Annotated in this window: 25 protein-coding genes; 3 read left to right on the top strand and 22 right to left on the bottom strand. The window is 43.2% G+C overall.

The genetic code is table 11. From position 1 onward, the window contains the following. Positions 1-14 precede the first annotated feature (14 nt). Both LDO73_RS02835 and pepQ read right to left on the bottom strand, forming a co-directional pair. The gene (locus LDO73_RS02835) at positions 15-641 is read right to left on the bottom strand and encodes an IMPACT family protein (protein WP_224060106.1); all 627 of its coding nucleotides are present in this window, start codon (positions 639-641) and stop codon (positions 15-17) included. Continuing rightward, a complete protein-coding gene (gene pepQ, locus LDO73_RS02830; protein ID WP_224060105.1) occupies positions 641-1,975 on the bottom strand; it encodes a Xaa-Pro dipeptidase in 1,335 nt (444 codons plus the stop codon). The genes LDO73_RS02835 and pepQ overlap by 1 nt, the downstream gene beginning before the upstream one ends. Before the next feature lie 258 nt (positions 1,976-2,233). Here pepQ and fadB point away from each other — a divergent pair, with 258 nt between their 5' ends. Further along, on the top strand, positions 2,234-4,426 hold the full coding sequence (fadB, locus tag LDO73_RS02825) for a fatty acid oxidation complex subunit alpha FadB (protein ID WP_224060104.1): 2,193 nt from the start codon (positions 2,234-2,236) through the stop codon (positions 4,424-4,426). A gap of 4 nt (positions 4,427-4,430) precedes the next feature. Continuing rightward, positions 4,431-5,597: an acetyl-CoA C-acyltransferase FadA gene (gene fadA, locus LDO73_RS02820; RefSeq protein ID WP_224060103.1), complete on the top strand. Its 1,167-nt coding sequence runs from the start codon at positions 4,431-4,433 to the stop codon at positions 5,595-5,597. Positions 5,598-5,928: 331 nt separating this feature from the next. On the opposite strand, the gene fre is transcribed toward fadA, so the two are convergent. From fre to pepE, 3 genes are all read right to left on the bottom strand, one after another. Continuing rightward, positions 5,929-6,630, bottom strand: coding sequence for an NAD(P)H-flavin reductase (gene fre / locus LDO73_RS02815; RefSeq protein ID WP_224060102.1), 702 nt, complete (start codon positions 6,628-6,630; stop codon positions 5,929-5,931). Positions 6,631-6,640: 10 nt separating this feature from the next. Next, positions 6,641-8,113: a 4-hydroxy-3-polyprenylbenzoate decarboxylase gene (ubiD, locus tag LDO73_RS02810; RefSeq protein ID WP_224060101.1), complete on the bottom strand. Its 1,473-nt coding sequence runs from the start codon at positions 8,111-8,113 to the stop codon at positions 6,641-6,643. Positions 8,114-8,224: 111 nt separating this feature from the next. Beyond that, complete coding sequence (gene pepE / locus LDO73_RS02805; RefSeq protein ID WP_224060100.1) at positions 8,225-8,950, bottom strand: dipeptidase PepE; 726 nt, start codon at positions 8,948-8,950, stop codon at positions 8,225-8,227. A gap of 174 nt (positions 8,951-9,124) precedes the next feature. Between pepE and rfaH the strand changes: the two genes are divergently transcribed. After that, positions 9,125-9,619, top strand: coding sequence for a transcription/translation regulatory transformer protein RfaH (gene rfaH / locus LDO73_RS02800; protein ID WP_224060099.1), 495 nt, complete (start codon positions 9,125-9,127; stop codon positions 9,617-9,619). Between the two features lie 90 nt (positions 9,620-9,709). Here the strand turns inward: rfaH and tatC are convergent, their stop codons facing one another. From tatC to ltnD, 17 genes are all read right to left on the bottom strand, one after another. Next, complete coding sequence (gene tatC, locus LDO73_RS02795; RefSeq protein ID WP_224060098.1) at positions 9,710-10,471, bottom strand: Sec-independent protein translocase subunit TatC; 762 nt, start codon at positions 10,469-10,471, stop codon at positions 9,710-9,712. 3 nt (positions 10,472-10,474) lie between these two features. After that, positions 10,475-11,011 (bottom strand): Sec-independent protein translocase protein TatB, encoded by a 537-nt coding sequence (gene tatB, locus LDO73_RS02790; RefSeq protein WP_224060097.1) that lies wholly within the window; start codon positions 11,009-11,011, stop codon positions 10,475-10,477. A 3-nt stretch (positions 11,012-11,014) separates the two neighbouring features. Further along, entirely contained in the window at positions 11,015-11,302 is a 288-nt protein-coding gene (tatA, locus tag LDO73_RS02785) for a twin-arginine translocase TatA/TatE family subunit (RefSeq protein ID WP_036954943.1), read from the bottom strand. 113 nt (positions 11,303-11,415) lie between these two features. Next, the gene (gene ubiB / locus LDO73_RS02780) at positions 11,416-13,050 is read right to left on the bottom strand and encodes a ubiquinone biosynthesis regulatory protein kinase UbiB (RefSeq protein ID WP_224060096.1); all 1,635 of its coding nucleotides are present in this window, start codon (positions 13,048-13,050) and stop codon (positions 11,416-11,418) included. Further along, the gene (locus LDO73_RS02775; RefSeq protein WP_224060095.1) at positions 13,037-13,690 is read right to left on the bottom strand and encodes a ubiquinone biosynthesis accessory factor UbiJ; all 654 of its coding nucleotides are present in this window, start codon (positions 13,688-13,690) and stop codon (positions 13,037-13,039) included. Before LDO73_RS02775 ends, ubiB begins: the two co-directional genes overlap by 14 nt. A 1-nt stretch (position 13,691) precedes the next feature. Next, the gene (gene ubiE, locus LDO73_RS02770; protein ID WP_036954951.1) at positions 13,692-14,447 is read right to left on the bottom strand and encodes a bifunctional demethylmenaquinone methyltransferase/2-methoxy-6-polyprenyl-1,4-benzoquinol methylase UbiE; all 756 of its coding nucleotides are present in this window, start codon (positions 14,445-14,447) and stop codon (positions 13,692-13,694) included. 75 nt (positions 14,448-14,522) lie between these two features. Then, positions 14,523-15,878, bottom strand: coding sequence for a DNA recombination protein RmuC (gene rmuC, locus LDO73_RS02765; protein ID WP_224060094.1), 1,356 nt, complete (start codon positions 15,876-15,878; stop codon positions 14,523-14,525). A gap of 105 nt (positions 15,879-15,983) precedes the next feature. Beyond that, positions 15,984-16,514 carry a DedA family protein gene (locus tag LDO73_RS02760; RefSeq protein WP_036954954.1) on the bottom strand — a complete coding sequence of 177 codons (531 nt, stop codon included), beginning with the start codon at positions 16,512-16,514 and terminating at the stop codon, positions 15,984-15,986. 127 nt (positions 16,515-16,641) lie between these two features. Next, positions 16,642-17,424 carry a tyrosine-protein phosphatase gene (locus LDO73_RS02755; protein WP_224060093.1) on the bottom strand — a complete coding sequence of 261 codons (783 nt, stop codon included), beginning with the start codon at positions 17,422-17,424 and terminating at the stop codon, positions 16,642-16,644. A 281-nt stretch (positions 17,425-17,705) separates the two neighbouring features. Next, complete coding sequence (gene udp, locus LDO73_RS02750) at positions 17,706-18,461, bottom strand: uridine phosphorylase (RefSeq protein ID WP_006658334.1); 756 nt, start codon at positions 18,459-18,461, stop codon at positions 17,706-17,708. Positions 18,462-18,760: 299 nt separating this feature from the next. Next, on the bottom strand, positions 18,761-20,137 hold the full coding sequence (locus LDO73_RS02745) for a GntP family permease (protein ID WP_224060092.1): 1,377 nt from the start codon (positions 20,135-20,137) through the stop codon (positions 18,761-18,763). Between the two features lie 11 nt (positions 20,138-20,148). Further along, complete coding sequence (gene denD, locus LDO73_RS02740; protein WP_224060091.1) at positions 20,149-21,108, bottom strand: D-erythronate dehydrogenase; 960 nt, start codon at positions 21,106-21,108, stop codon at positions 20,149-20,151. Between the two features lie 56 nt (positions 21,109-21,164). Beyond that, a complete protein-coding gene (locus LDO73_RS02735) occupies positions 21,165-21,932 on the bottom strand; it encodes a DeoR/GlpR family DNA-binding transcription regulator (protein WP_036954967.1) in 768 nt (255 codons plus the stop codon). Positions 21,933-21,941: 9 nt separating this feature from the next. Then, a complete protein-coding gene (gene otnI, locus LDO73_RS02730) occupies positions 21,942-22,721 on the bottom strand; it encodes a 2-oxo-tetronate isomerase (RefSeq protein ID WP_224060090.1) in 780 nt (259 codons plus the stop codon). 10 nt (positions 22,722-22,731) lie between these two features. Next, positions 22,732-23,373, bottom strand: a complete 642-nt coding sequence (locus LDO73_RS02725) for an aldolase (protein ID WP_224060089.1) — start codon at positions 23,371-23,373, stop codon at positions 22,732-22,734. Then, on the bottom strand, positions 23,366-24,643 hold the full coding sequence (gene otnK / locus LDO73_RS02720; RefSeq protein WP_224060088.1) for a 3-oxo-tetronate kinase: 1,278 nt from the start codon (positions 24,641-24,643) through the stop codon (positions 23,366-23,368). Before otnK ends, LDO73_RS02725 begins: the two co-directional genes overlap by 8 nt. Beyond that, positions 24,640-25,548 (bottom strand): L-threonate dehydrogenase, encoded by a 909-nt coding sequence (gene ltnD, locus LDO73_RS02715; protein WP_224060087.1) that lies wholly within the window; start codon positions 25,546-25,548, stop codon positions 24,640-24,642. The genes otnK and ltnD overlap by 4 nt, the downstream gene beginning before the upstream one ends. Positions 25,549-25,786: the final 238 nt, after the last annotated feature.

Below are 25,786 nucleotides of genomic sequence, written 5' to 3'. Positions count from 1 at the left end.
CGGCCGGTTCCTTGCTATGCTGTTTGCTCTTGTGACGGTTCTAAGAGAGTAACTTCCCCACGACTGATATCACGTAATTTATCATTGACCTCCTGCTCACAAGTAGCAGGAATAGAAATTTGCAAAGATACAGACTCATTATAATCACTGAGCAATATAGTACCATTTACCTGAGCTAATAATTGATCAACTCCATTGATAAGTGAGTAATCACATACCACATTGAAGATTTTTTGAGGGACTTTCGTTTGTGTTGGGAGCAACTTCAGTGCCTGCTGAACCCCACTACCATAAGCACGGACTAGCCCACCCGTACCTAGCTTTATTCCACCAAAATAACGCACAACAACGCAAGTGATCTCACCTAAGTTGCTACCTAACAGCTGCGCCATAATGGGTTTACCTGCCGTACCCGTAGGCTCTCCATCATCAGAAAAACCTAACTGTTGGGAATCATCAGGCCGCCCCGCCACAAATGCCCAGCAATGGTGCCGGGCATCGGGGTATTGCGCTTTAATCGATTGAATATAATCTTTCGCAGCGGCAATACCCTCGGTGTGAGCGATATAAGTAATAAAACGGCTTTTTTTGATCTCTTCCGAAAAAGAGATCGTTTCTGCCGGAATTGAGTACGCTTTCATTACGGTAAATGCAAATCTCGAGTCATATTTTCAATATGGTTATGATGGATAACAATATTATCTTCAATTCGAATACCACCATAAGGTTTGAAGTGCTCGATTTTATCCCAATTAAAGTGTTGACTGAACTCCCCTGTACGCCACGCAGAAAGCAGGGACTCAATAAAGTAAAGGCCCGGCTCGATAGTTAAAACCATTCTTGGTTCCAAAATACGAGTACAGCGTAAGAATGGATACATTTTAGGTGCAGCTAAATGAGTACCATCTTCATCCTGCATAAAACCTGCTACATCATGCACTTGTAAACCTAATGGGTGGCCTAATCCGTGTGGTAAAAATGGTGTTGTTAGACCATTTTCAACCATAGCATCTTCGCTAATCCCTTTCACAATTCCATGCTTAGCAAGTAATTTCGCAATACGGTGATGCATATCGACATGGTAATCGGTATAACGCACGCCAGCTTTAATAGACGCGATCAGCGCGAGTTGTTCTGTATTCAAGTCCGCAACTAATTCTGCAAATTCACTTTTGTTTTTAGCTGCATAAGTACGAGTAATATCAGCAGCATAACCATTGTACTCAGCACCAGCATCAATCAAGAAGCTACGTAATTCACTTGGAACTGTTTGCTGTAATTTAGTGTAGTGAAGCACGGCTGCATTTTCATTTAAAGCTACAATGTTACCGTAAGGTACATTCGTATCACGATGCCCTGTCGCTCCTAAATAACTAATATTAATATCAAACTCACTTGCTCCAGCCTGGAAAGCTTCGAAAGCTGATAAGTGACCATTCACCGCCATTTTTTGGGCTTCTCGCATGCAGTACAGCTCATAGTCTGTCTTATATGAACGATGATAGTGATAATAATCGAGTACAGGCTTTGGGTTAATATTGTGAGTAGAAATACCCAGAGATTCAGCTTTGTTTGCAGAGGAGCCAATATAAGCTAAATGCTCTTTCGGTAAATTAGCTAAAAAGCCTTTAATTTCATCCGCATTTTTCAGATGAATAAGCTCAACTTCTTTTGTCCAGAAGCTAGTTGGTAAAGGTTCAACGCTATGCCAATAATCAACTGGCGAGTAAAACCATAACTTAGGTTTATTCACACCGTCGACTAATAACCAGGAATGAGGGACATCCGTCACTGGAACCCAAGCTTTAAAATGTGGGTTCACTTTAAATGGGTAGTCACTATCATCGAGGAAAATGCGAATTGGCTCTCCTGAATGAATCAAGATGGCATCTAATTTACTGCGTTGTAAAACTTGCTGAGTCGTTTTTTGTAGCGTTTTAATATGTTCTGCGTAGAGTCCAGCCAGTTTTTCCATTTCATTCAACCTTTCAGTATTAGTTAGAAAAATTAAGCTTATCACGTTCTGCTAATAACGTGTATGCACTCAATAACAAGATAAGATTAATACATTGATTATTAATTAAAATATCATTTTCACCTTGCGTTATTTACCTTAATTCCTGTGAGCAGCCTTCCAGTTTTGTTATTAATCATTTGCATTTAATTAACATTATCGTCACACTGATTTTTATCTGGTCATACCAGATGAAACCGCCACATAAAGGAGAACAGCATGCTTTATCAAAGTGAGACAATCTCTATTCAATGGTTGAAAAAAGGTATTGCAGAACTGGTGTTTAACTCATCAGGACCAATCAATAAATTGGATACTCATACCGTCGCTTCACTTGATGAAGCAGTTGCAGTACTCGAACAACAAAGCGATTTACAAGGCGTTATTTTGCGCTCAGATAAACCCGCTTTTATTGTTGGCGCAGACATCAAAGAATTTTTATCTCTATTCGAGGCATCCAAAGAAACCCTCAGTGACTGGCTTGGTTACGCGAATAGTATATTTAATCGCCTTGAAGATCTCCCTGTTCCAACTATTAGCGCCATTAATGGCTATGCCCTAGGCGGTGGATGTGAGTGTGTACTCGCTACCGATTTTAGAATTGCGTCGCCCGATGCCAGAATTGGCTTACCAGAAACAAAGTTAGGGATTATGCCTGGCTTTGGCGGGTCAGTACGTTTACCTCGACTCATTGGTCTTGATAGTGCTCTGGAAATTATTACTGCTGGTAAAGATGTTAGTGGTCCTCAAGCACTTAAACTCGGTTTAGTGGATGCGATTGTCGAAACTGAAAAATTACCACAAGCAGCCTTGAAAATCATCGAGCAAGCTATTTCTGGTGCACTAAATTGGCGTCAAACACGACAGCCAAAACTTGAGCCGCTAAAACTTAGCGCACTTGAGCAAGCAATGAGCTTTAACGTTGCGAAAGGCATGGTCTATCAAGTTGCAGGAAAACACTATCCGGCACCAATGAGCGCGATTAATGCAATTGAAAAAGCCGCGAACTGCACTCGTAATGAAGCACTGAAACATGAAACTGCTGCGTTTGTACCGCTCGCTCACAGTGATGTTGCTCGCGCATTAGTTAGCGTTTTTCTGAATGATCAACAGGTTAAATCTAACAGTAAAAAAATCGCAGGCTCCTCTACTGCACCAGCACACGCCACGGTGCTTGGTGCTGGCATTATGGGTGGCGGTATTGCTTATCAATCCGCGAGCAAGGGCGTTCCCGTTCTAATGAAGGATATCAATGAGAAATCCTTAGATTTAGGTATTGATGAAGCGAGAAAGCTCCTTAATGGCCAATTTGAACGCGGAAAAATAACCGCAGATAAGATGGCAACAACCTTAGCCTCTATCCACCCGTCTTTATCTTATGCTGGCATTGAGAATTCTCAGGTGGTCGTTGAAGCTGTCGTTGAAAATCCTAAAATAAAAGCAGCCGTGTTATCCGAAGTGGAATCATTAATCACATCAGAAACTATACTGGCTTCGAATACTTCAACTATCCCAATTACCGAGTTAGCAAATTCCCTTAAACGTCCAGAAAACTTCTGTGGTATGCATTTTTTCAATCCTGTTCATCGCATGCCTTTAGTCGAAATTATTCGAGGTGAAAAAACCAGTAATGCCACCATCACTAAAGTGGTTGCTTATGCGAATAAAATGGGGAAAACCCCTATTGTTGTAAATGACTGCCCTGGTTTTTTCGTTAACCGCGTTCTTTTCCCTTATTTCGCCGCGTTTAACTTATTGCTTCAAGATGGCGCGGATTTTAGAGAAATCGATAAAGTCATGGAAAAAGAGTTTGGTTGGCCAATGGGACCTGCTTATCTACTTGATGTTGTTGGGATTGATACCGCATTTCATGCAGAGCAAGTCATGGCTCAAGGCTTCCCGCAAAGAATGCAAAAAGTGGGTAAGAACGCCATTGATATTATGTTTGAACAACAACGTTTTGGTCAGAAAAATGGCAAAGGCTTTTATCAATATGAAAAAGATAAAAAAGGAAAGCCAAAGAAAATTGATGACCCCAAAACCGATGAATTATTAAGTTCAATTCGCCAAAGTAAGCGTTCATTTACTAAAGATGAAATTATTGCTCGAATGATGGCACCAATGGTGAACGAAGTTGTTCGCTGCCTTGAAGAAGGTATTATTCAAAGCCCTTCAGATGCCGATATTGCGCTAGTTTATGGCCTTGGTTTCCCACCATTCCGCGGAGGTGTTTTCTGCTATCTTGATACACTCGGTAGTCTGTCTTACGTCAAAACTGCGGAGTCCTACTCCCATTTAAGCCCGCTTTATCAGGTTCCAAATGGATTGAAAGAAAAAGCGGCCACTAACGCCAGATACTATCCGCAGCCACCGGTTGTGGCTATTGATGTTAAAAAAGTTGCGAGAGGTTAATCCTATGGAAAATGTCTTCATTATTGATGGTATACGCACACCAATGGGCCGTTCCAAAGGAGGTGTATTTCGTCATGTAAGAGCAGAAGACCTCTCTGCACACCTGATGAATGCAATTTTTGAACGCAATCCCAATGCGAAAAAGAAAGAGTTGGATGACATTATTTGGGGATGTGTTCAGCAAACCTTAGAGCAAGGTTTTAACATCGCAAAAAATGCTGCTTTATTGACTGATATTCCTCATACGGTTCCTGCGGTCACGGTCAATCGCCTGTGTGGTTCTTCGATGCAAGCCATTCATGATGCAAGCCGTTTCATTATGACGGGAGATGCACATTCTGTTTTGATTGGTGGTGTTGAGCATATGGGACATGTTCCAATGACTCATGGTATTGATTTCAATCCAAAGCTTACATTACGCGTAGCTAAAGCCTCAGGAGCCATGGGTTTAACTGCCGAGATGCTCGCCAAAATGTATAAAATCAGTCGCGAAGAGCAAGATGCTTTTGCATTGCGATCTCACCAACGCGCGGCAGCGGCAACCAAGAATGGTAAATTTAGCCGTGAAATTGTTCCGATCTCAGGACATGACGCCGATGGCAATCTTATTTCAATCAACTATGACGAAGTCATCCGTTTTGATGCCAACTTGGAAGGACTTGCTGCATTAAGACCCGCTTTCGATCCTATCAGTGGCACCGTGACCGCAGGTAATTCGTCAGCACTGTCCGATGGTGCTTCAGCCATGCTACTTGCCAGTGAATCTTATGCCAAACAGCATGGATTGAAACCTCGTGCAAAAGTTCGATCCATGGCCGTGGTTGGTTGCGATCCATCTATTATGGGGTTTGGACCAGTTCCAGCCACTGAGTTAGCGTTAAAGCGTGCGGGGCTTACGTTGAATGATATTGATATTATTGAACTTAATGAGGCTTTCGCGGCTCAGTCTATTGCTTGCCTAAAAGGACTGCAAATTTCAGAAAGCCAAGTGGACCAGAAGGTAAATCTGAGTGGCGGCGCAATTGCGTTAGGGCACCCTCTCGGTTGCTCTGGCGCAAGGATCACAACCGCGTTACTTAATCAGTTAGAGCAACATGATAAGCAGTTTGGTTTAGCTACAATGTGTATTGGATTTGGGCAAGGCATCGCCACAATTATCGAAAGAGTCTAATTCATTTTGCCGTTACATTGTCGTATCTTGCAATGTTCCCGCCTAGTCAGGGGCGGGATTTTTTTATCCACAAACCAGCTCAATGAAATCAACCAATCAATCAATTCAATCAACCAGAATATGGAATACAACTCAGTCCATCCCCTAAATAGTTCAGGTCACAGGTAGGCGGCAAGTAAAGCTATCCCTTGAGCATACTGAAGTATGTGATAGGGTAGCTTTATGAAGCCAACACCCCTGTGGCTTGAAATATGACGGGGATATGCAAACTATAAGTATGTGATGGGGTAACCTATGAAGCCAACACCCCTACAGCTTGAAATATGACGAGTTATAGAAAATCGAAAGCATCGCCGAACAATTGAGCCGCTTTTGCATTCCTCTCATTACAAAACCTATCCCGCGCAATCTTCGCCATCTCAAAACGTCCCGCAATATAAATATCATGCCCAGATAAATCACCGAAATCTTCTAGCACGGTACTCAAAACAGTCCCCGTTCTTCCACGCCAATTATCATCCGGTTGCTCAACAACAGGGATTACTTTCAGGTTAGGATAACGCTCACTAATAGCCTGTAATTCACCGAGATCATACAAATGCTCTAACTGGCGACCACCCCAATAGAAAGTAATATCTCGTTGAGGGTTTTCAGCCAGTGCAGCCAACAAAATAGAATGGGTATAAGAAAAGCCGGTACCGCCTGCGATCAAGATCATCGGGTTTTGGCTATTTTCGCGAAACCACGCTTTACCGTGAGGGATATCAATATCAATACGTTGCTGTTCTAAAATGCGATCCATCACCGCCATAGCGTATAAATTAAATTCCGACGCTCCAATATGCAATTCGATGGATTGATTATTTTCGGGAGTAGAAGCCATAGAGAATGGTCGCTTGTCTCTTTCATCCATAACGACCATAAGATATTGACCAGCTTTAAAATGAAAAGGTCCGTCTGGCAACAAAATAACCCGATAAACTGTATCCGTGATAGATTCAACAGATGTGACTTTACAGCTCAAAGTTGCCATGATTTTCCTCTTATTTTTCAATAATATTTAACTGTTCCCAGATATCATCTACGCGGGATTTAACACTCTGCGTCATGACAATTGGGCGTCCCCACTCACGGTTGGTTTCTCCCGGCCATTTATTGGTCGCATCCATTCCCATTTTGGAACCAAGTCCAGAAATCGGTGATGCAAAATCAAGATAATCAATCGGTGTGTTTTCCATCATGACAGTATCACGAGCTGGATCCATACGTGTTGTGATGGCCCAAATAACATCTTTCCAATCACGAGCATTGATATCATCATCACAAACAATCACGAACTTCGTGTACATAAATTGGCGCAGGTAAGACCAGACGCCCATCATTACTCTTTTTGCGTGTCCTGCATACTGTTTTTTCATGGTAACAACCGCCAGACGATAGGAACAACCTTCTGGTGGTAAATAGAAATCCACAATTTCAGGGAACTGCTTTTGCAAAATAGGCACTAAAACTTCGTTCAGGGCTTCCCCTAATACTGCAGGTTCATCCGGTGGACGACCTGTATAGGTAGAGTGATAAATCGCATCGCGACGTTGAGTCACATGAGTCACAGTAAATACTGGGAAATCATCAATCTCATTATAATAACCAGTGTGGTCACCGTAAGGGCCTTCTGGTGCCATTTCGCCAGGTTCAATATACCCTTCAAGGATAATTTCAGCCCCTGCAGGAACTTCTAAGTCATTAGAAATACACTTTACGACTTCCGTTTTATTGCCCCGGAGTAACCCAGCAAAAGCATATTCAGATAACGTATCAGGAACTGGCGTCACAGCGCCTAAAATCGTTGCGGGATCAGCACCTAGTGCCACCGCAACTGGGAATCGTTCTCCAGGATGTGCCTGACACCACTCTTGGAAATCCAGCGCACCACCGCGATGAGATAACCAACGCATAATAACTTTATTTTTGCCAAGGACTTGTTGGCGATAGATACCTAAATTTTGGCGTTCTTTATAAGGGCCTTTAGTGACCGTTAATCCCCAAGTAATCAATGGCGCAGCATCTTCCGGCCAGCAATGCATAACGGGGATCTTAGTAAGGTCAACATCATCACCTGCCCAAATTTCTTCCTGACAAGGCGCTGAGCTTAAGCGTTTAGCTGGCATATTCAGCACTTGTTTGAATTTCGGCAACTTGTCCATTAGGTCACGAAAACCCTTCGGAGGATCAGGTTCTTTCAAGAAAGCGAGCAACTTGCCCACATCATGTAAGGCTTTGATATCTTCTTGCCCCATTCCCATAGCAACACGCTTGGTTGTACCAAACAAGTTACACAGAACGGGCATGTTATAGCCTTTAGGGTTTTCGAATAGTAAGGCTGGCCCCCCTGCTCTTAGTGTACGATCTGCGATTTCAGTCATTTCCAAGTAAGGATCAACTTCCATCGTAATGCGTTTTAGTTCGCCTTGCTTTTCAAGCTGCGCGATGAAATCTCTAAGGTCACGGTATTTCATTATCTTCTTTTACTATTACAGGGGGAGCCTCATTATAAGGTTCCCAGCCAAGGTTACAAGTTGCTGTTAAACATACTTAATAATCAATATGTTCAGATTAAGTATATCACTTTACTTGCAATCAAACGGAACATAATCCTTTAATGATACGGTATCAAATTGCTCAGGGAATGTTTTGTTGTGCTGAAACAGCTTGAAACCTTCATCTTTGCCACTGAAGTAGCTTAATTCATTACCTTTGATCTGTAATCCACTACCTTCACGTAACGCAACAACGACCTCATGAGGGTTGATAACACAGAATTCTTGTAAACGCTCATCGCGTGTTTCACCCATATGCCCAGAAATGTGCGCATCGATATAGTGTGGGTTAATTTGCATTGGGAACAGTCCCAAAGATGGCATGATAACCGCATTGCTTACAGGCATATCATTCGTTGTACGAATACTTGGGGTCGCCACATTACAACCCGCACTCCAACCAATGTAAGGTACACCGCGTTCACGCACTGCACGTTGGATAGCAACAATTAAGCCATTCTCATGCAAGCATTTATTTAACCACCATGTATTACCGCCACTCACAAGAATACATTCTGCTTGTTCGATGGCTTCTACTGGGCTTTCAAAATGTTCAATCGAAGTAACTTTAATGCCTAAAGCATCACTTAACTGCTCCGCACGCTCATCGTGAGAACCACGTAAAACAGCATAAGGCACTAATACTGCTGACTTAATCTGCTTGCGTTCAATCATTTCGCTAATTCTTGGTAATGCATAACTTAGCCATACAGGGTTGCCGGAAAGTTTGCCATTACTCAGTAAAAAGATATCCATGGTGTCTCCTACAAAAAGTGTATTAACTGCTGTGTTTATTGTGTATCTAATTTCGTAACTATCGAATTAATCTATACTTGTGTAGATGAATAATATTGTGCTACTCATCATTAGTCACATTCTTATGTCTTAATTTGTTATCATGAGCATAAATTTGTTGGATGGGATCAAAAAATGGAAAAATGGTATTTGCTGTATTGCAAACGAGGGCAGCTGGATAGAGCAGTTGAGCACTTAACTCGACAACATGTGACTTGTATGACTCCAATGACTGAAATGGAAAAAGTCGTTCGAGGCAAACGCACAGTTGTCACTGAAGCACTGTTCCCCAATTACCTGTTTGTAAAATTCGACCATGAGCAAATTCATACAACCACTATCCAATCTACACGCGGTGTCAGCCACTTTATTCGCTTTGGCACATTACCAGCTGAAGTTCCTGAAGAGATAATTGAACTTATACAGCAGACGCCCGTCAGTCATACTCAATCACCGGATCTTCCTTCTCAGGGAGATAATGTTGTCATTACTGAAGGTATTTTTGCCGGCGTTAAAGCCATCTTCAATGAACCAAATGGTGAGTCACGCTCAATCCTCTTGCTTAACATTTTAAATACCACTGTCGCAAAAGTCATTGATAATACGCAATTTAGAAAAGAGTCTGAATAAGTTTTTCGCGATATATTCGCTTCAAACTGGCATAAAAAAAGCCCATCGATTGAGTGGGCTTTTTAATTCACAATAACGTTGTCACCGTGACTATTCTTCTGGCTCTTCTTCTTCGTCATCACCTCTACGTCGACCTTTGCCAACATAGAAATTAGACAGTAATACCCCAAGCTCAAACAGCAAGTACATCGGTACTGCGAGTAGAGTTTGCGATAAAACATCTGGCGGAGTCAGGAACATCCCGACGATAAACGCACCGACTAAGATATATGGACGTTTACGTCTGAGTGATTCTGGAGTCGTTACGCCAGTCCAGCAGAGTAAAATAATCGCGATTGGCACTTCAAACGCCGCCCCGAATGCCATAAACAGTGTCATGACAAAACTGAGGTATTTGCTGATATCAGGTATGAAGTTAACGCTTTCTGGCGTTGTTTTTACAAAGAAGCCAAAAGCTAACGGGAATACCACAAAGTAAGCAAATGCCATTCCTAGATAGAATAGGAAGCTACTTGATACCAGTAACGGTAGCATTAATCGACGTTCATGCTTATACAGCGCAGGCGCGATAAATGCCCAGACCTGGTACAAAATGACAGGTATCGAAACAAATATAGATACCATCATGGTCAGTTTAATCGGGGTAAAAAACGTCGATGCTACGTCTGTCGCACTCATTTGAGAACCAACAGGCAGCTTATCAATCAAAGGCGCAGCAACAAGGCGATAAATATCATTTGAAAAATAAGCGAGCGCCGCAAAGACGATTAATACGGTAATCAAACAGTTTAGTAGCCGCTTTCTTAGTTCAATCAGGTGGCTAATAAGTGGTTGAGCATCATTGACAGCCATGTGTTATTTTTCACTTTCTGTTTGATTGGAGTTTGTTACTTTAGCATCGAGTGGCTTAGAGTCTGTAGGTGTTGCTGAAGCAGGTTTTTCTTCAACAACTGCAGCCATCTTAGCAGCATACTCAGGATCAGGATCTGACTCTTGAGTTTGCGAAGAACTAGAATGGGATTCCTTTACCGCAGCATCGTAGTTTTCTGTGATCTCTTTTGCTTTGTTCAACTCAGATTGGACATCATTGGTTGTTGCCTGATAACCACTTTGTAAAGACAAAGCAGCATGACGCAGGTCATCCATCGACTTTTTAAGTTCAGGAGAAAGAGTTTCCAAACCCGCTTTCTCTTCAACTTTTTTAAGAGTCTCTTGCAGTTCTTGCAATTTCAGTTCTTGTGATAGCTCATTTTGGACATTGGCAGCCATTGAGCGCATAGCACGAATCCAACCAGCAACAGTTCTCACTGCCACTGGTAGACGTTGAGGGCCTAATACCACAAGACCGATGATCGCAACTAGCAGTAGTTCACTAAAACCTATGTCAAACACGGTTTATCCCTGCTCTTTATTTTTGCTCTCAACTGGGCTGTCTTTTTTCTCAGGAGCCTGTTGTTCAGTGATATTTTTCGGTGCAAAGTCCGCGTCTTGCTTTTCTTGCTCTGCTTTCGCTTTTGCAGCTTCATCATCACTCATTGCTTTTTTGAAGCCTTTAAGTGATTCGCCCAAATCAGAACCTAAAGAACGTAATTTCTTGGTGCCGAAAATTAAAATGATAAGCAAAGCAATGATAATTAATTGCCAAGGACTACCGAAAGCAGCCATTGCAAAAGTTGATTCCATTGTTAATACCTCTATAGTTTTGGGATCAATTGTAACTAACTCTATTATATACAACCAACGCTAAATACGGAAATGTTCACAGCCTTATAAACTTGTCGCAAAACAAAGTCTACTTAATTATCCTCTCCTTTACACCAACCTACAAGCCACGACAATGCACCTACAGCCATAAATGCTGCTGCAATTCGGGTTAAGTCAGAAATAAAGAATAAGCTACCACATAGAATAAAGGTTGCCCCAATTCCTAATAGGTACTGTGATTTACGTTGTTTAGTGCGTTGGTGCTTTAATTCTTGTGTAAGCTGTTCAATATTGGACTGCAAGAAACGGTGCTGCTTTAATGCCCCATAAATTAAATCAGGAATTTCTGGCATTTTCTCCGCCCAATACGGCGCTTTTTCTTTTAACGCTTTCGTGATAGCAGGAATACCCACTTGGCTATGGATCCAATCCTCTAAGAATGGTTTTGCTGTTTTCCATAAATCCAACTGAGGATATAACTGACGGCCTAGGCCTTCAACGTACAATAAGGTTTTTTGCAATAACACCAATTGCGGCTGAACTTCCATATTAAAGCGGCGAGCGGTATTGAACAGATTTAATAATACATGCCCAAATGAAATCTCAGCTAGTGGCTTTTCAAAGATAGGTTCACAAACGGTGCGAATAGCAAACTCAAAATCTTCAACATTGGTATCTGGTGGAACCCAGCCAGAATCCACATGCAATTCAGCAACTTTACGATAGTCACGATTAAAGAAGGCAATAAAGTTTTCAGCTAAATAGCGCTTATCTTCTTTGTTAAGCGAGCCCACGATCCCACAGTCGATACCAATATAGAGAGGATCTTCTGGATGGTCGTAGCTAACAAAAATGTTGCCCGGATGCATATCCGCGTGGAAGAAACTATCACGAAATACCTGAGTAAAGAAGACTTTTACACCCCGCTCTGCCAGCAACTTCATGTTCGTGCCTTGCGCCTCTAATGCCGCAATATCAGAAACAGGAATGCCGTAGATACGCTCCATGACCATCACGTTTTCACGGCAATAATCAGGATAAACTTCAGGAATATACAGCATAGAACTGTTTTCAAAGTTGCGTCGTAACTGGATAGCGTTGGCAGATTCGCGAAGAAGATTTAGCTCATCAATTAAGGTTTTTTCGTACTCACGCACGACTTCTTTAGGACGTAAGCGCCGCCCATCAGGAAGAAGAGGAACCCAATTGGCAATACGGTACATCAGCTTAATATCAGCTTTGATGACAGGCAAAATATCAGGACGAATAACTTTTAAAACAACATTTTTGCCATTTTCTTTCAATGTTGCAGTATGAACTTGGGCAATCGACGCTGAGGCAAGAGCTTGCTCATCAAAGTTATCAAACCACTGCTCTAATGGGCCACCGAGCGACTCTTCAATATAATGACGAGCTAATTTACCATCGAAACTCGCCACTTTGTCTTGTAACAATGACAGTTGGTCAGCAATTGTAGGAGGGAATAAATCTCGACGAGTCGAAAGCATTTGACCGAATTTGATCCAAACAGGTCCTAATTCTTGCAATGCTAAGCGTAGTCGCTCACCAAGATCTTTATCTTTGTGTGTGTTTTTGATCCAGAAAAAACCTAACCGCCCGATTCTTAAAGGCAATGTCAGCTTAATTTTAGGGATCAGCTCATCTAGTCCATAAGAGAGAAATACCCGAATAATGAAGTAAAGGCGTTTTATTTCACCGGGAGTCATTCTTCTCCTCCAACTGATTGAGTCGTTGTTCTAACTGACTCATTGAATTTGAAACCTGCTCAACTTCATCGCTAAAGTGCACTAATTCCAGCTGGCTTGGCGTCATTTTCCACTCTTCCAGAATAATGTCTTTAACGTATGTTTTTTGGCGACTGACTAATCGAGAAGCGAGGCAAGCCCCTTTACCCAGCACTTTACTGATACCTTCTGCCGCAATATCACCAATGTAGGGCGATAAATAATGAGCCGGGTTCCAGATAGCTAAATCCAGTAATGAAGACCAATGTTGAACAATTTGCATATCGCCTTCAATCACTATATCGCCATTATTGATGAGTTGTGAAAGCTGCTGCTTATCTTTCAACTTAATCAACGTAAACAGTGACGTTTTGATAATGCAATCTGCAGGTTCCTGCCATTCACTTAATACATCAACATGATTTTCAGCAAAAACAAGTGTCAGAGTTTTATTCAGCTCTTTAAGCTCAATCCCCATCACTTTACCTGCTAAACGCATTCTTGCAGGTTGTAGAACTTTTTCCTTGAACAACATGTGGTTTAAGGAAGTTTCCATTAATGCCGTCATTAAGGAATATAAAACAGTATTAGGATTTTCAATATGCGCTGATGGTGCTTCCATCTTAGAATTTAAACCCTTTATGTAATGCAACAATACCACCGGTCATATTGTCATAAGAGACTTGCTCGAAACCTGCGTTTTCCATCATCCCTTTCAAGGTTTCTTGATTTGGGTGCATACGGATAGATTCAGCGAGGTAACGATAGCTTTCAGGATCATTCACAATCACTTGACCGATACGCGGTAAAATATGGAATGAGTAAGCATCGTAAGCTTTGTTCAGTGGTTCAAGAATTGGTTTAGAGAACTCAAGCACTAACAGGCGTCCACCTGGCTTCAATACGCGGAACATGGAGCGTAATGCTTTATCTTTATCAGTGACGTTACGTAAACCAAAAGAGATGGTAATACAGTCAAAATAGTTATCAGGGAATGGCAACTCTTCTGCGTTAGCTTGTACGTAATTAACATTACCAACAATGCCTAAATCGCGCAGTTTCTCGCGACCCATTTTTAACATTGAATCGTTAATATCTGCGAGAACCACTTCACCTTTTTCACCTACAAGGCGAGAGAATTTTGCAGTGAGGTCACCGGTTCCACCAGCAAGATCAAGTACACGTTGATTACGACGCACACCACTCGCTTCGATTGTGAAACGTTTCCAGATACGATGAATACCAAAAGACATTAAGTCATTCATCAGGTCATATTTAGAGGCTACAGAGTGAAAAACATTTGCTACTAGGCCAGCTTTTTCTTCTTTCTCTACAGTACGGAAACCAAAATCGATGGTTTCTTTTGTTGGTTCGGTCATTTCTATTATGCCTGTTAATCGTTCAAACTTTTTAGTGAAGTGTACCAGCCTTTGAGTGAAAACCCTATTATAACTCTAAGATTCCGCACAATTAGACTTGCCAGCCCGCTCAGCTAGCTGAGGGTCTATAGATTGCTTAACTTCCACACCTAACTCTTTAAAACTTTCCGCTTGAGCAAGCAAATTACCTCGGCCTTCAGCGAGGCGCTTCATGGCTGAAGAATAAGTGTGATTTGCTTTCTCTAAACTCGAGCCCAATACCTGCATATCATCGATAAATAAACGCAGTTTATCGTACATTTTAGCGGCTCTATCTGCGATTTCTTGAGCATTTTGCTCTTGCCGTTCATAGCGCCACAAATTATTAATGGTACGTACTGCCACCAGCAAGGTCGATGGACAAACCAACATGATATTCAGTTTTAATCCTTCATCAAGTAGTTCAGGTGCTTCTTTTAATGCTAATAAATACGCAGGCTCAATCGGAATAAACATGAGCACATAATCTAAAGAGCGAACTCCCGGTAATTGATGGTAGTCTTTGCGACTGAGCATTTTCATATGGTTACGAATGGAAGCTACATGTTCCTTGATGCCTTGCTGCTGCTGTTCTGGATCATCACTATTAAAATAGTGCTCGTAAGCCACCAGCGACATTTTCGCATCGACCACCACATCTTTGCCTTCAGGAAGATGGATAATCACATCAGGTTGGTATCGGCTATTGAAACCAGTATTGATGCTCACCTGAGTTTCAAATTCACTGCCTTTTCGCAGCCCTGAAACTTCTAAAATCCGCGTTAAGATAGTTTCCCCCCAATTCCCTTGGATTTTGTTATCTCCTTTTAGGGCTCGGGTTAAGTTGACCGCTTCTTTGGTCATTTGGTTATTTAACTGCTGTAATTGGCGAATTTCATAAGTGAGTGTATGGCGCTCTTTGGCTTCTTCACCATAACTTTGCTGTACTTGTTGACGAAATCCTTCGAGTTGCTCACGAAACGGTGACAGCATCGCCATTAAATTTTTCTGATGTTGTTCGGATGCTCGACGTTCGTTCTGCTCAAAAATACGATTGGCTAAATTTTCAAACTGCGCGGTAAGGCGCTGCTCGCTATTTTGTAAAATCCGTTGTTTTTCTTCATTGGCGAGTTGCGTCTGTTCGAAACGGGTCATCACTTCCCGCAACTCAGCTTCTTGTTCGCGGTTAATATCCCGCTGTGTGCGTAGCTCCTGATCGAGCCTGTCACATTCATCTTTCCACTGTGCTAAATGCACATTTTTTTCATCGCTCGCCGCCAGTTGGCGATATACCTCTTGTAGCTCTCGCTCTTTTCCCGCTATTTTTTGGACAATAGAAAACCAGACCGCTAAACCGCCGACCAAAACGCCACTTAAAGCACCAATAATTGCATATAAAAGAGAGGTATCCACGACTCAATCCTTACTTTTTAAAATCTAGAGTAAGGTAATGGGATACTGTATAAGTGTCCAGAGGTAAATCTCCCAACGGCTACTTTTTGCGAGCGGCTTCGCAGCTTATCCCATCCAGCTCGCAAACCAACGTAAACCAAGCGCGCCGGGAGCTAAAATACCAAACGCCCAAATCATCGCAGAGGCTAGATTGGCGACTTGGAAATGTCGTTGTCGCATTTCACAAATCCCTGCAACAAGCGGAACTACCGCACGTAATGGCCCAAAAAATCGACCGAAGAAAATTCCCCAAACACCCCATTTTTCAAAGAAACGATGTCCTTTGTCGATCATTTCAGGATTGCGGGAAATTGGCCACATTTCGCGAACTTTTTCTTTATAGTGAAAACCAAACCAATAAGAGACCCAATCCCCAAAAAATGCACCTAATGCGGCGGCTAACCAAATCGGGAAAAAGGCAATCTCGCTTTCACCAATCAATGCTCCAAGCCCAAGCAAAATAACGGTCGCAGGGAGTAATAATGATAAAAACGCGAGGGACTCACCAAACGCAAGAATGAAAACAATAGGGATCGCCCACACCTCATGAGCGCGAGTGAATTCTGTAATGACCGTGACAATTTCATTAATGCTCAAGGGCGAATTCCTACAGTTTAAGATTGATTTATTAACTATAAGTCGACTAAGTAACTATATTATAGTTCTTGGAAGTAAATAAAGTTGCAACAAAACTGACGCATTGCAACTTCAATTCCACAGAGGTTTATTCGAGGAAGTAACTTTGTAATACGCTGCGCTGAGCGTTATCTAAACCAAAGTCTTTTTCTAGCCAACTATCCACACCGCCATAATTATTTTCTATGCTTTTCAATGCAGTCTGCAAAAATTCTTCACGAACAGAAAATACATATTCGAATTTTTTCACCACATGTTCACTCATGGTCTTGGAGAATTCATCGAGTAAATGGTTACGAAATGGTGCTAACGTCTCGTTCGTTAAAAGGTAATCTTCCATCACGGTATTCACATCTGCACCCAGCGCAAACAACACAAGCGCCGAGCCAACCCCGGTGCGGTCCTTACCAACGGCACAGTGTTGCACAAGCCCACCTTTTTCTGGCTGCTTCAACATGCTCACTAATTGGTGATAAGCGGTATTATTCAATGGAAGCAACTCATAGAGGCGGAACATAAAGGCTTGAGGATCAAACTGTTCCAGCACTTCTGGGGTGAGTTTATCAAGATTCGCGCTCACCTCTTTTGCCAGCGGGTTCGCAGGGGCATGTACATAATGAGCGCCACTCCACACCACATCCGGTTTATCCAAAATTTCAGCTTCATCACGATAGTCGATGATTTGGAAAAGGTTTTGTGACTGTAAGACTTTTTCATCATCTTGGGTTAAGCGGTCAAGCGCCCCAGAACGAAATAAAACACCGGGCTTTATTTTTCCGCCATTGGAAAGCTTTTTTCCCCCTAAATCACGAAAGTTAATTCCACCCGTTAAAGGCAGTACAGAGGGGTGAAGGTAAGGTTTGGTTGACATACGTTTTCCCTTTTAGCTCTGTCATTGCTCAAACTAAAAATAAACGAAATCATCAATTACTTGTAATTTGAGTAACTTAAGAGGCTTCTATTAATTGTTTTAAATGACAATAACAGATTCATCGATGAAGGGAATAAGAAAAACGTGAGAAAATAAATTTTGCGCTGATCAATTAGAAATACAAGAATATTTAAGAGGCATGGGTAAAACGATGATAACTGAACCCGTTTACCAAAAATCCACAACCGAGTGAAGTCAGTAAACGGGTCAGCTAAATAGGGTTACAGCAAGCGACGAGCAGCTTCTACAACGATGCTCAGAACATTGCCTTCTGTTTTTTTCAGTAGCGCTTCATTTGGAATTTCTTGCTGAGTACGGTTTACGATAACCCCTGCCACCATACCCGCACGCAGACCTTGGCTTGCACACATGGTTAACAGCGTTGCAGATTCCATTTCATAGTTCATCACGCCCATGTCTTGCCACTCTTTCATTGAACCTCTGAAGTGGCGCATTACGCGACCGGTGTAGGTATCGTAACGCTCTTGACCTGGATAGAAGGTATCGGAAGATGCGGTAATGCCGACGTGTACGGTTGCGCCCGCTTCTGTCGCCGCAGCATACAGCGCATTAGTACAAGTGAAGTCAGCGACTGCTGGGAATTCCAGTGGTGCAAAGTGCTGGCTTGCGCCATCTAAACGAACCGCACCTGTAGTGACAAGTACATCACCCACATTAATGTTTTCTTGGATTGCACCCGTTGTACCAATACGTAAGAAAGTACGGATACCTAACTGAGCCAGCTCTTCAACTGCAATAGAGGTTGATGGACCACCAATACCAGTTGAGCAGACAATCACAGCTTTGCCATCGAGCTCGCCACGCCATGAGGTGAATTCGCGTAATGAAGCCAGATGTACAGGGTTGTCCATCAGACGTGCAATTTTTTCAACACGGTTAGGATCCCCAGGAACAATAGCAACGGTTGCACCCTGTAAGTCACTCTTTTTTAAACCTAAGTGGAAAACGTCAGACATATCAAACTCCTTTACACAATGGCATCATTGAATTAGTACATTATTGTCAATATAGCGCTTAGCTTTGATTAATTTAGTGACCAATATCTACTTTAATGGAAACAGGTTCACTTGAATTTCATTAAAACGAGATCATGATCACAAATAAGTCTTCTTAAGATGAATGTGAATAATGAGATACACCCAGTATAGATGAATGTTTGTGATTATCGAAAAAAAGCGCCCAAATGGGCGCTTTTATTAGGCAGAAGAAAAAATACTATAATATCAATATACTAGATTTACAGTACTACATCACGTTACAACACCGCATCAAGGATCAAGACCCCAACCAACCCGATAGCCCAAGCTATTGTTGTTGGAATAGACCAAACAATCATTTGCTGTTTAACGTCTTTGATCCCCATCATTCTGTTCACCACCCAGTAAAGGCTGTCGTTAAAGTAACCGAAGAACAGAGATCCCATCGTTGCCGCTTGGGCCGCAACTAATAAGTTGATATCTGGAATTTGGCTAATGATTGGCGCAGAAATCGAAGCTGCGGTGATCATTGCTACCGTTCCAGACCCCTGAATTAAACGCACTAATGTCGCGATAATAAACGGAATTAATACAGGTGTAATCGGTAAATTCGCGACATGCTCCGCAAGAATTGTTCCCGTTCCGCTGTCACGCAATACCGCACCTAATGCTCCACCAGCACCGGTTACAAGCAGGATGATACCCGCCGCCTGTAAGCCTTCTTCCATACGGTCGATAACTTCTTCTTTCGACGCTTTTGGCATTAACGTATAGACCGAAATCAGGACGCTAATGGATAAGGCGATAATCGGTGCTCCCAAGAATTGGAATGATTGGAAATACCAATTATCATCCATGCCTTGGAATGCGGCTGTTTTCAGTAATAATCCGTTGATAGCATTAATAAAAATCAACAGAATTGGTGTGATGATTGGTAACAATGATAAGAATAAGCTTGGTAATGGTTTATTGGCTTTTTCTTCCATGTAACGCGCATGCACTTCTTTTAAATCTTCGCTGCCCGTCTCATCTGGCATAAATTCAGGGTATTTAGTTCCCAACCATTTGGCGTAGAACACAATCCCGATGACACACGGCACCGCCAGCGTCATACCCGCTAAAATCATGGCACCAACATCGACCCCGAAGATCCCTGCAACACCGAGAGGGCCCGGAGTTGGCGGTACAGTATGGTGGGTAACAACTAATCCCCCCGCCAATGCGACACCAAGGGTTAAAATACTGCGTTTTCCATTCTTCGCTAACGCTTTTGCCAGCGGATACAAAATAACGAATGCAGAGTCTACAAAGATAGGAATACTGACAATATAACCGGTAATTGCCAGCGCCCACTCTTCGCGTTTTTTACCTAACCATTTGATAAAGCTATAGGCTATCTGCTCAGCAGCACCGGACACTTCCAGCACCCTTCCCATCATTACCCCGAGACCGATAACAATACCAATGCTACCGAGGGTCGAACCAAAGCCCTTTGTAATAACCGTGACGGTTTCCGCTGCGGTTAATCCACCTGATAACCCTGCGATTGCAGCCGCAATCAACATCGCTAACAAGGCGTGAACCCGCGTTCGTAATACTAAAAAGATAAGGACAAATATGGCCACCGCGAGGCCAATAATAGGAATATAGGACATTGTTTAATCTCCTATTTTGCGCAGCCGTGGTGCTTTATGAAGGAACGGATCGCATCGCTAAATGACCCATCAGCTTTAAAGCCTAAACCCAGTGCACGGCGAATATCGAATTTACCCGGCCAGCTTGCCACAATGCGGTTGATGGCTTCATCCGGTTCAAAGCGAATTAAATCAACCGCTTGTTGACCTGCGACATCACGCAGAGCATCAATCATCTCTTGCACTGTTACGGTGATCCCTGGCAGGTTCACGGTACGTGAAAGACCAAATTTTTCAGCTGGAATTGAAACCGCATGGATGAAGTTGTTGATTACCGTTTCTGGGCTAGATAACCATAGCGCCAACTCTGGAGACACAGGGCAAACACTCTCAATCCCATTTAGAGGCTCGCGAATAATACCGCTAGCAAAAGAAGATGCTGCTTTATTCGGGACTCCTGGACGAATACTGATAGTAGGTAAGCGCATCACGCGTCCATCCACATAGCCTTTACGGGAATAGTCGTTCACCATCAATTCACACATGGCTTTTTGAGCACCATAAGAAGATTGCGGGTTAACAACACACAGGTCAGTGATCACATCCGGTAATTCACCGCCGAATACCGCAAGGGAGCTGGTGAATAAAAACTTGATGGCAGGGTTTTTAGCGCGAGCGACTTCAAGCAATTGGCGAGTCGCATCAAAATTCACTTTCATGCCTAAGTTAAAATCACTTTCAGCATGGCTACTGACAATCGCAGCAAGGTGGAATACCACGTCAGTTTGCGCGTCAATCAGTTTATCTGCGGCTTCTGGCTGGGTTAAGTCTAATGCAACGCAACTCACGCGAGGATCTTCAATAGGCGATGTAGGGCATTGAATATCCGCTAAAACGAGCTGGTTAAATTTTAATCCTTGGTTGTTTTTAAGCAAAGCAGCGGCTAGCTGCTGGCCCAGAAAACCTGCGCCACCAGTAATAATAACTTTCATTGTCATTCTCCTTGCTATAACCCTGCCGGGCTATGCATCAGTAGGTAAGATGTTTTTTATGTATTTATTAAATGAAGTTTTATGTTTTTTTCGAGTATCCGTTGCACCACATCAGACGGTAAATGTTGGTCACAAATGATGTCGTGCAATTGATCTAATGGGCAGACACGGAACATGCCGTATTTACCGAATTTACTGCTATCTGAAACCAGTACACACCGACGAGCGACATCCAATAAAGTTTGTTTTATTTGGACTTTTTCCTCATGCGGTGTGGAAACCCCATGTTGCAGATCCCATGAGCTGGTACTAATAAACGCGATATCCACATTCAGTGTTTGCAACATAGCGGCCGCCGTATTGCCAACACAGGAGTGATTGCGTTTATCAACCTGCCCGCCGGTGTGATACAAGTTCAGTTGCGATTTATTCATCAAGTACTGCATGATGGAAAAATCATTGGTCACGATAGTGAGATTAAAACGCTCACCTAATACACGGGCAATTTCAAAAGTGGTGGTGCCTGCATCGAGGTAAACCACCTGACCATCTTCAACCAATGAACTGGCAAATTGACCGATTTCGCGTTTCGTTTGATGATGAAGCCTTGCCTTTTCGCTCCACGGTAGCTCTTGGCGTAACGCATCATTTAATCGAACACCGCCGCTAATTCCGACAACCTTCCCTTCCTCTTCCAACATGCGAATATCACGTCGAACCGTCATATGAGAGACATTCATTAAGCCAACTAAGTCATTGATAGACACAGTTTGGTGCTCATAGACATAGCGATAAATAAAATCACGACGTTCGGAAGGGATCATTCGGTTCTCCTAGGAATTAGCTTGCTTTAGCCAGCCTAAACCGTCTTCGGTGCGTCCTGCTGGGTGGTATTCACATCCCAGCCAGCCTTCATATCCCATTTCATCGAGTTGATTAAAAATCCATGGATAATTGACTTCACCGCTATCAGGTTCATGGCGAAAAGGTACTGATGCTATCTGAATATGACTAAATTTACCCCAAAGACGCTCAATTGTTTTCAATAAGTCACCTTCCATAATCTGGCAGTGATACAAATCCAATTGAATAAACACGTTTTCTCGATTGATTTCAGGTAACAGCGCTTCAGCCTGCTTTTGGGTCGTTAAGAAATACCCCGGCATATCACGGGTATTAATCGGCTCGATAAGCACACGAATTCCGTGCTCAGCCATCACATCCGCAGCCTGCTGTATATTCTTAATAAAACACGCTTTTTGTTCTTCAGGTGTGAATTTTTCATCCACTTTTCCTGCCATGGCATGCACTTGCTTACAACCTAATGCTAAAGCGTACTTCAGGGCAGTTTGTACCCCTTGAGCGAACTCGGCTTCACGGCCGGGAATAGATGCCATGCCACGCTCGCCAGCGCCCCAATTTCCCGCAGGCATATTAAATAGTGCTTGAGTAAGCTGATGTTTTTTCAATTCACCCGCAATAACATCCGCATCTTCTTCATAAGGGAAAAGATACTCAACGCCCTTAAAACCAGCTTGAGCGGCACGTTCAAAGCGTTGAATAAACGGAACTTCGTTAAACATCATACTGAGATTTGCTGCAAATTTAGCCATGTCTATCGCCTCATTTCTGTGGATAACGGCTTTCGAGCTCACGAACCTGCTCTTGCGTTAACGTTGTGAAGCCGTGTGGGCGCAATGTAATGTATAGGCGCGCGGTATCTTCTAATTCTTCCGCATTGAAAAACGCCTGTCTTAAGGTTTTTCCGCCAACAACGGGGCCGTGATTAGAGAGTAAAATCGCATTATGATTAGGCGCTAATTTTGCGATTTCTTCACCAATACGGTCATCACCCGGTGGTAAATATTCAATCAACGGTAATTTGCCCACACGCATCACGTAATAAGGCGTGATCGGCGGTAAGCAGTTTGCGGTATCTAAATTCGGCAAACAGGACAGTGCCGTTAGCCAAGGAGAATGTAGATGAACAACCGCTTGGCAATCTGGGCGCTGCAAATACATTGCCATATGCATGGATACTTCTTTTGTAGGCTTATCACCGTCAATCCAGTGACCTTGCGCATCGAGCTTGCTCAGGCGCTCAGGATCTAAATCGCCAAAGCTAGAGTTAGTCGGGGTGACAATAATGCAGCCATCCGGCAAGCGTGCGCTGATATTGCCTGCACCACCGCTGCTGTAACCGCGATTAAACATTGACTTCGCCCAATCCACTAACTCTTGGCGTAGCGCCTTTTCATTACTCATTAGCCATCTCCTGTGCTAACTGGAAGAAATTCTCTTGACCAAAATTGCCTGATTTCAGTGCTAACCAGTTACCGCTCGCTAAGTCTTGTACCCAAGGCACACCCGGCGCGATAGGTGAGCCAATACTTAATTGTTCAGTTCCGAGGCTTTGCACCACTTTTCCTGATGTTTCGCCGCCCGCGATAATAAAGGTGTTATAGCCTTGCGGCTGAAGTAACATCACCACCTGTCCAAATACATTCTCTACCGCGGCACTCGATAATGCGGCTCCGTATTTTTCCTGCGTTTGCTTCAATAATTCTGGCGGTTGAGTGGCATATAACAGAGGCGCTAGCCCTGTGATTTTCTGCTCTTTAACCCATTGTGCTAATACGGTTGCATAGTCTGGATTATTGATGCATTCACCCACATCTAGCGCTTTGCTAGGCGCGACTTGCTGATAGTTTTGTACTTGTTTGTTGGTCATTAGCGAGCAGCTTCCTGATAGAATGACCGTTTTTCTGTCTTTCCCCGTGGGCTTACTGCCGCGGCTTTCCCCTTGTCCCCAAGCCACTTGGCTATCAATATTCGCAAGGGCTGCCCCCAATCCTGACCCGCCCGTTAGTAAAGGCAGTGATTGCGACGCCTGAGCAATAGGCAGTAAATCATCCATCGTGAAGCTATCCACAATCGCATAACTGACGCCCTGCTGGCGTAGCTGCTCTAACTGTTCAGTGATAGCGGCACTGCCCTTTTGCACTGTCCCAAGATTAATCAGCCCAGCTTTACCTGCTGACTGTTTCTCCATGACGCGCATCAGGTTGGCATCGGTCATTGGTGTCACCGGATGGTGCTGCATTCCACTTTCATTGAGCAATTGACCGTTAACAAACAGGTGCCCATGTACCACGGTTCGACCGTTAACGGGCAATGCAGGGCACACTAATGATAATGACGTACCCAGCTGCTTCATCAATGCATCGGTCACTGGGCCAATGTTGCCTTTCTCTGTTGAATCAAAGGTTGAGCAATATTTAAAGAAAATCTGCTGGCACTGCGCTGATCCTTTCAGCCAGCGGCATGCATTCACCGAGGCGCTTATGGCTTCATCCACTGGACAAGAACGACTTTTCAAGCTCACCACAATGGCATCCACATCTTGAGGGATTGGTGTATTTTCATTCGGCTCATTCAGTAGCTGCACCACTTTCCAGCCGTTTTGTACCATAAAGCCTGCAATATCTGTCGCGCCGGTAAAATCATCAGCAATCACGCCTAATTTCACTGTCATGCCTTTTTCTCCGGTAAAGTGATTCCCTTAAAGGTTTTGATAACGGCACTATCATCCTGTAAGCCAAAACCTTCATTACTGGCTGAGATAAACATTTGATGCGCCGTTGCTGCCAGTGGCAGTGGGAAATTCAGCGCTTTTCCGGTTTGCATCACCAAACCGAGATCTTTCACAAAAATATCGACTGACGATTTAGGGGTATAGTCTCCGTCAAGCACATGCTGCATACGGTTCTCAAACATCCATGAGTTGCCGGCTGCATGGGTGACGATGTCATACATCACATCTAAATTGATGCCAGCTTTTGCCGCCAGCGCCATACTTTCCGCCGCAACCGCAATATGTACCCCCGCCAATAGCTGGTGGATAGTTTTCACGGTTGAGCCTAGGCCAATTTCATTCCCCACACGATAGAGACGCTCTGAAATTGCCTCAAACACTGTAGAAAGCTGAGCGAATAGCTCAGGGGAACCTGATGCCATGACGGTCAGTTTGCCTTCTGCCGCTTTAATCGCTCCACCAGATATAGGCGCATCGACTAATGGAAGCTGGTATTCGGCAAGGCGCTGAGCTATCTGTTTTGTCTGCTCAGCAGCCAGTGTGCTGTGCAACACAATGACTGTATTTGGACGAAGCTGCTCTACCAGCGGCTTCTCACCACCAAATAAAATCGTCTCAACTTGTCGCCCATTGACGACGACCATAAGTAGCGCATCTAGCTGTTGCGCATACTGCGCGGCATCTTGCCCTGTGGCTTGCGCCCCATATTCGAGTAGCATCTCACAGGCTTGTGGATTTAAATCAAACCCATAGGTTGGGATCTTATTTCTTATTAGTGATTGCGCGATCCCTATTCCCATCGAACCTAGGCCAATAACGCCAACATGGTTAACGGTATTTTTCATCTAGCCCCCTGATGTTGTCAGTTCCAACAAATGATAAATTCTGGTTAATACGGTTAGTTTTGGTAAATACTGTGAATTCTGGTGAATGTTGTGAATTTTCACACAACCAAATTCACAAACACATGACTACCATCACACTAAAGATAATATAAATTTTGAACAAAAAATAATTATCATTATGATATTTAAGTATTTTTATATTTAGTAGACTGATGCAGCCCTTCACAAGAAAGTGTGA

The sequence above is a fragment of the Providencia alcalifaciens genome (genome assembly GCF_915403165.1).
Lineage (GTDB): Bacteria > Pseudomonadota > Gammaproteobacteria > Enterobacterales > Enterobacteriaceae > Providencia > Providencia alcalifaciens_C.
This window is presented reverse-complemented; position numbering and strand designations above follow the sequence as displayed.

What these genes read in the sequence shown, in the direction of transcription:
- LDO73_RS02835 (WP_224060106.1), bottom strand. Translation starts at nt 641, where the DNA reads ATGAAAGCGTACTCAATTCCGGCAGAAACGATCTCTTTTTCGGAAGAG.
- pepQ (WP_224060105.1), bottom strand. Translation starts at nt 1,975, where the DNA reads ATGGAAAAACTGGCTGGACTCTACGCAGAACATATTAAAACGCTACAA.
- fadB (WP_224060104.1), top strand. Translation starts at nt 2,234, where the DNA reads ATGCTTTATCAAAGTGAGACAATCTCTATTCAATGGTTGAAAAAAGGT.
- fadA (WP_224060103.1), top strand. Translation starts at nt 4,431, where the DNA reads ATGGAAAATGTCTTCATTATTGATGGTATACGCACACCAATGGGCCGT.
- fre (WP_224060102.1), bottom strand. Translation starts at nt 6,630, where the DNA reads ATGGCAACTTTGAGCTGTAAAGTCACATCTGTTGAATCTATCACGGAT.
- ubiD (WP_224060101.1), bottom strand. Translation starts at nt 8,113, where the DNA reads ATGAAATACCGTGACCTTAGAGATTTCATCGCGCAGCTTGAAAAGCAA.
- pepE (WP_224060100.1), bottom strand. Translation starts at nt 8,950, where the DNA reads ATGGATATCTTTTTACTGAGTAATGGCAAACTTTCCGGCAACCCTGTA.
- rfaH (WP_224060099.1), top strand. Translation starts at nt 9,125, where the DNA reads ATGGAAAAATGGTATTTGCTGTATTGCAAACGAGGGCAGCTGGATAGA.
- tatC (WP_224060098.1), bottom strand. Translation starts at nt 10,471, where the DNA reads ATGGCTGTCAATGATGCTCAACCACTTATTAGCCACCTGATTGAACTA.
- tatA (WP_036954943.1), bottom strand. Translation starts at nt 11,302, where the DNA reads ATGGAATCAACTTTTGCAATGGCTGCTTTCGGTAGTCCTTGGCAATTA.
- ubiB (WP_224060096.1), bottom strand. Translation starts at nt 13,050, where the DNA reads ATGACTCCCGGTGAAATAAAACGCCTTTACTTCATTATTCGGGTATTT.
- LDO73_RS02775 (WP_224060095.1), bottom strand. Translation starts at nt 13,690, where the DNA reads ATGGAAGCACCATCAGCGCATATTGAAAATCCTAATACTGTTTTATAT.
- ubiE (WP_036954951.1), bottom strand. Translation starts at nt 14,447, where the DNA reads ATGACCGAACCAACAAAAGAAACCATCGATTTTGGTTTCCGTACTGTA.
- LDO73_RS02755 (WP_224060093.1), bottom strand. Translation starts at nt 17,424, where the DNA reads ATGTCAACCAAACCTTACCTTCACCCCTCTGTACTGCCTTTAACGGGT.
- udp (WP_006658334.1), bottom strand. Translation starts at nt 18,461, where the DNA reads ATGTCTGACGTTTTCCACTTAGGTTTAAAAAAGAGTGACTTACAGGGT.
- LDO73_RS02745 (WP_224060092.1), bottom strand. Translation starts at nt 20,137, where the DNA reads ATGTCCTATATTCCTATTATTGGCCTCGCGGTGGCCATATTTGTCCTT.
- denD (WP_224060091.1), bottom strand. Translation starts at nt 21,108, where the DNA reads ATGAAAGTTATTATTACTGGTGGCGCAGGTTTTCTGGGCCAGCAGCTA.
- LDO73_RS02735 (WP_036954967.1), bottom strand. Translation starts at nt 21,932, where the DNA reads ATGATCCCTTCCGAACGTCGTGATTTTATTTATCGCTATGTCTATGAG.
- otnI (WP_224060090.1), bottom strand. Translation starts at nt 22,721, where the DNA reads ATGGCTAAATTTGCAGCAAATCTCAGTATGATGTTTAACGAAGTTCCG.
- LDO73_RS02725 (WP_224060089.1), bottom strand. Translation starts at nt 23,373, where the DNA reads ATGAGTAATGAAAAGGCGCTACGCCAAGAGTTAGTGGATTGGGCGAAG.
- otnK (WP_224060088.1), bottom strand. Translation starts at nt 24,643, where the DNA reads ATGACAGTGAAATTAGGCGTGATTGCTGATGATTTTACCGGCGCGACA.
- ltnD (WP_224060087.1), bottom strand. Translation starts at nt 25,548, where the DNA reads ATGAAAAATACCGTTAACCATGTTGGCGTTATTGGCCTAGGTTCGATG.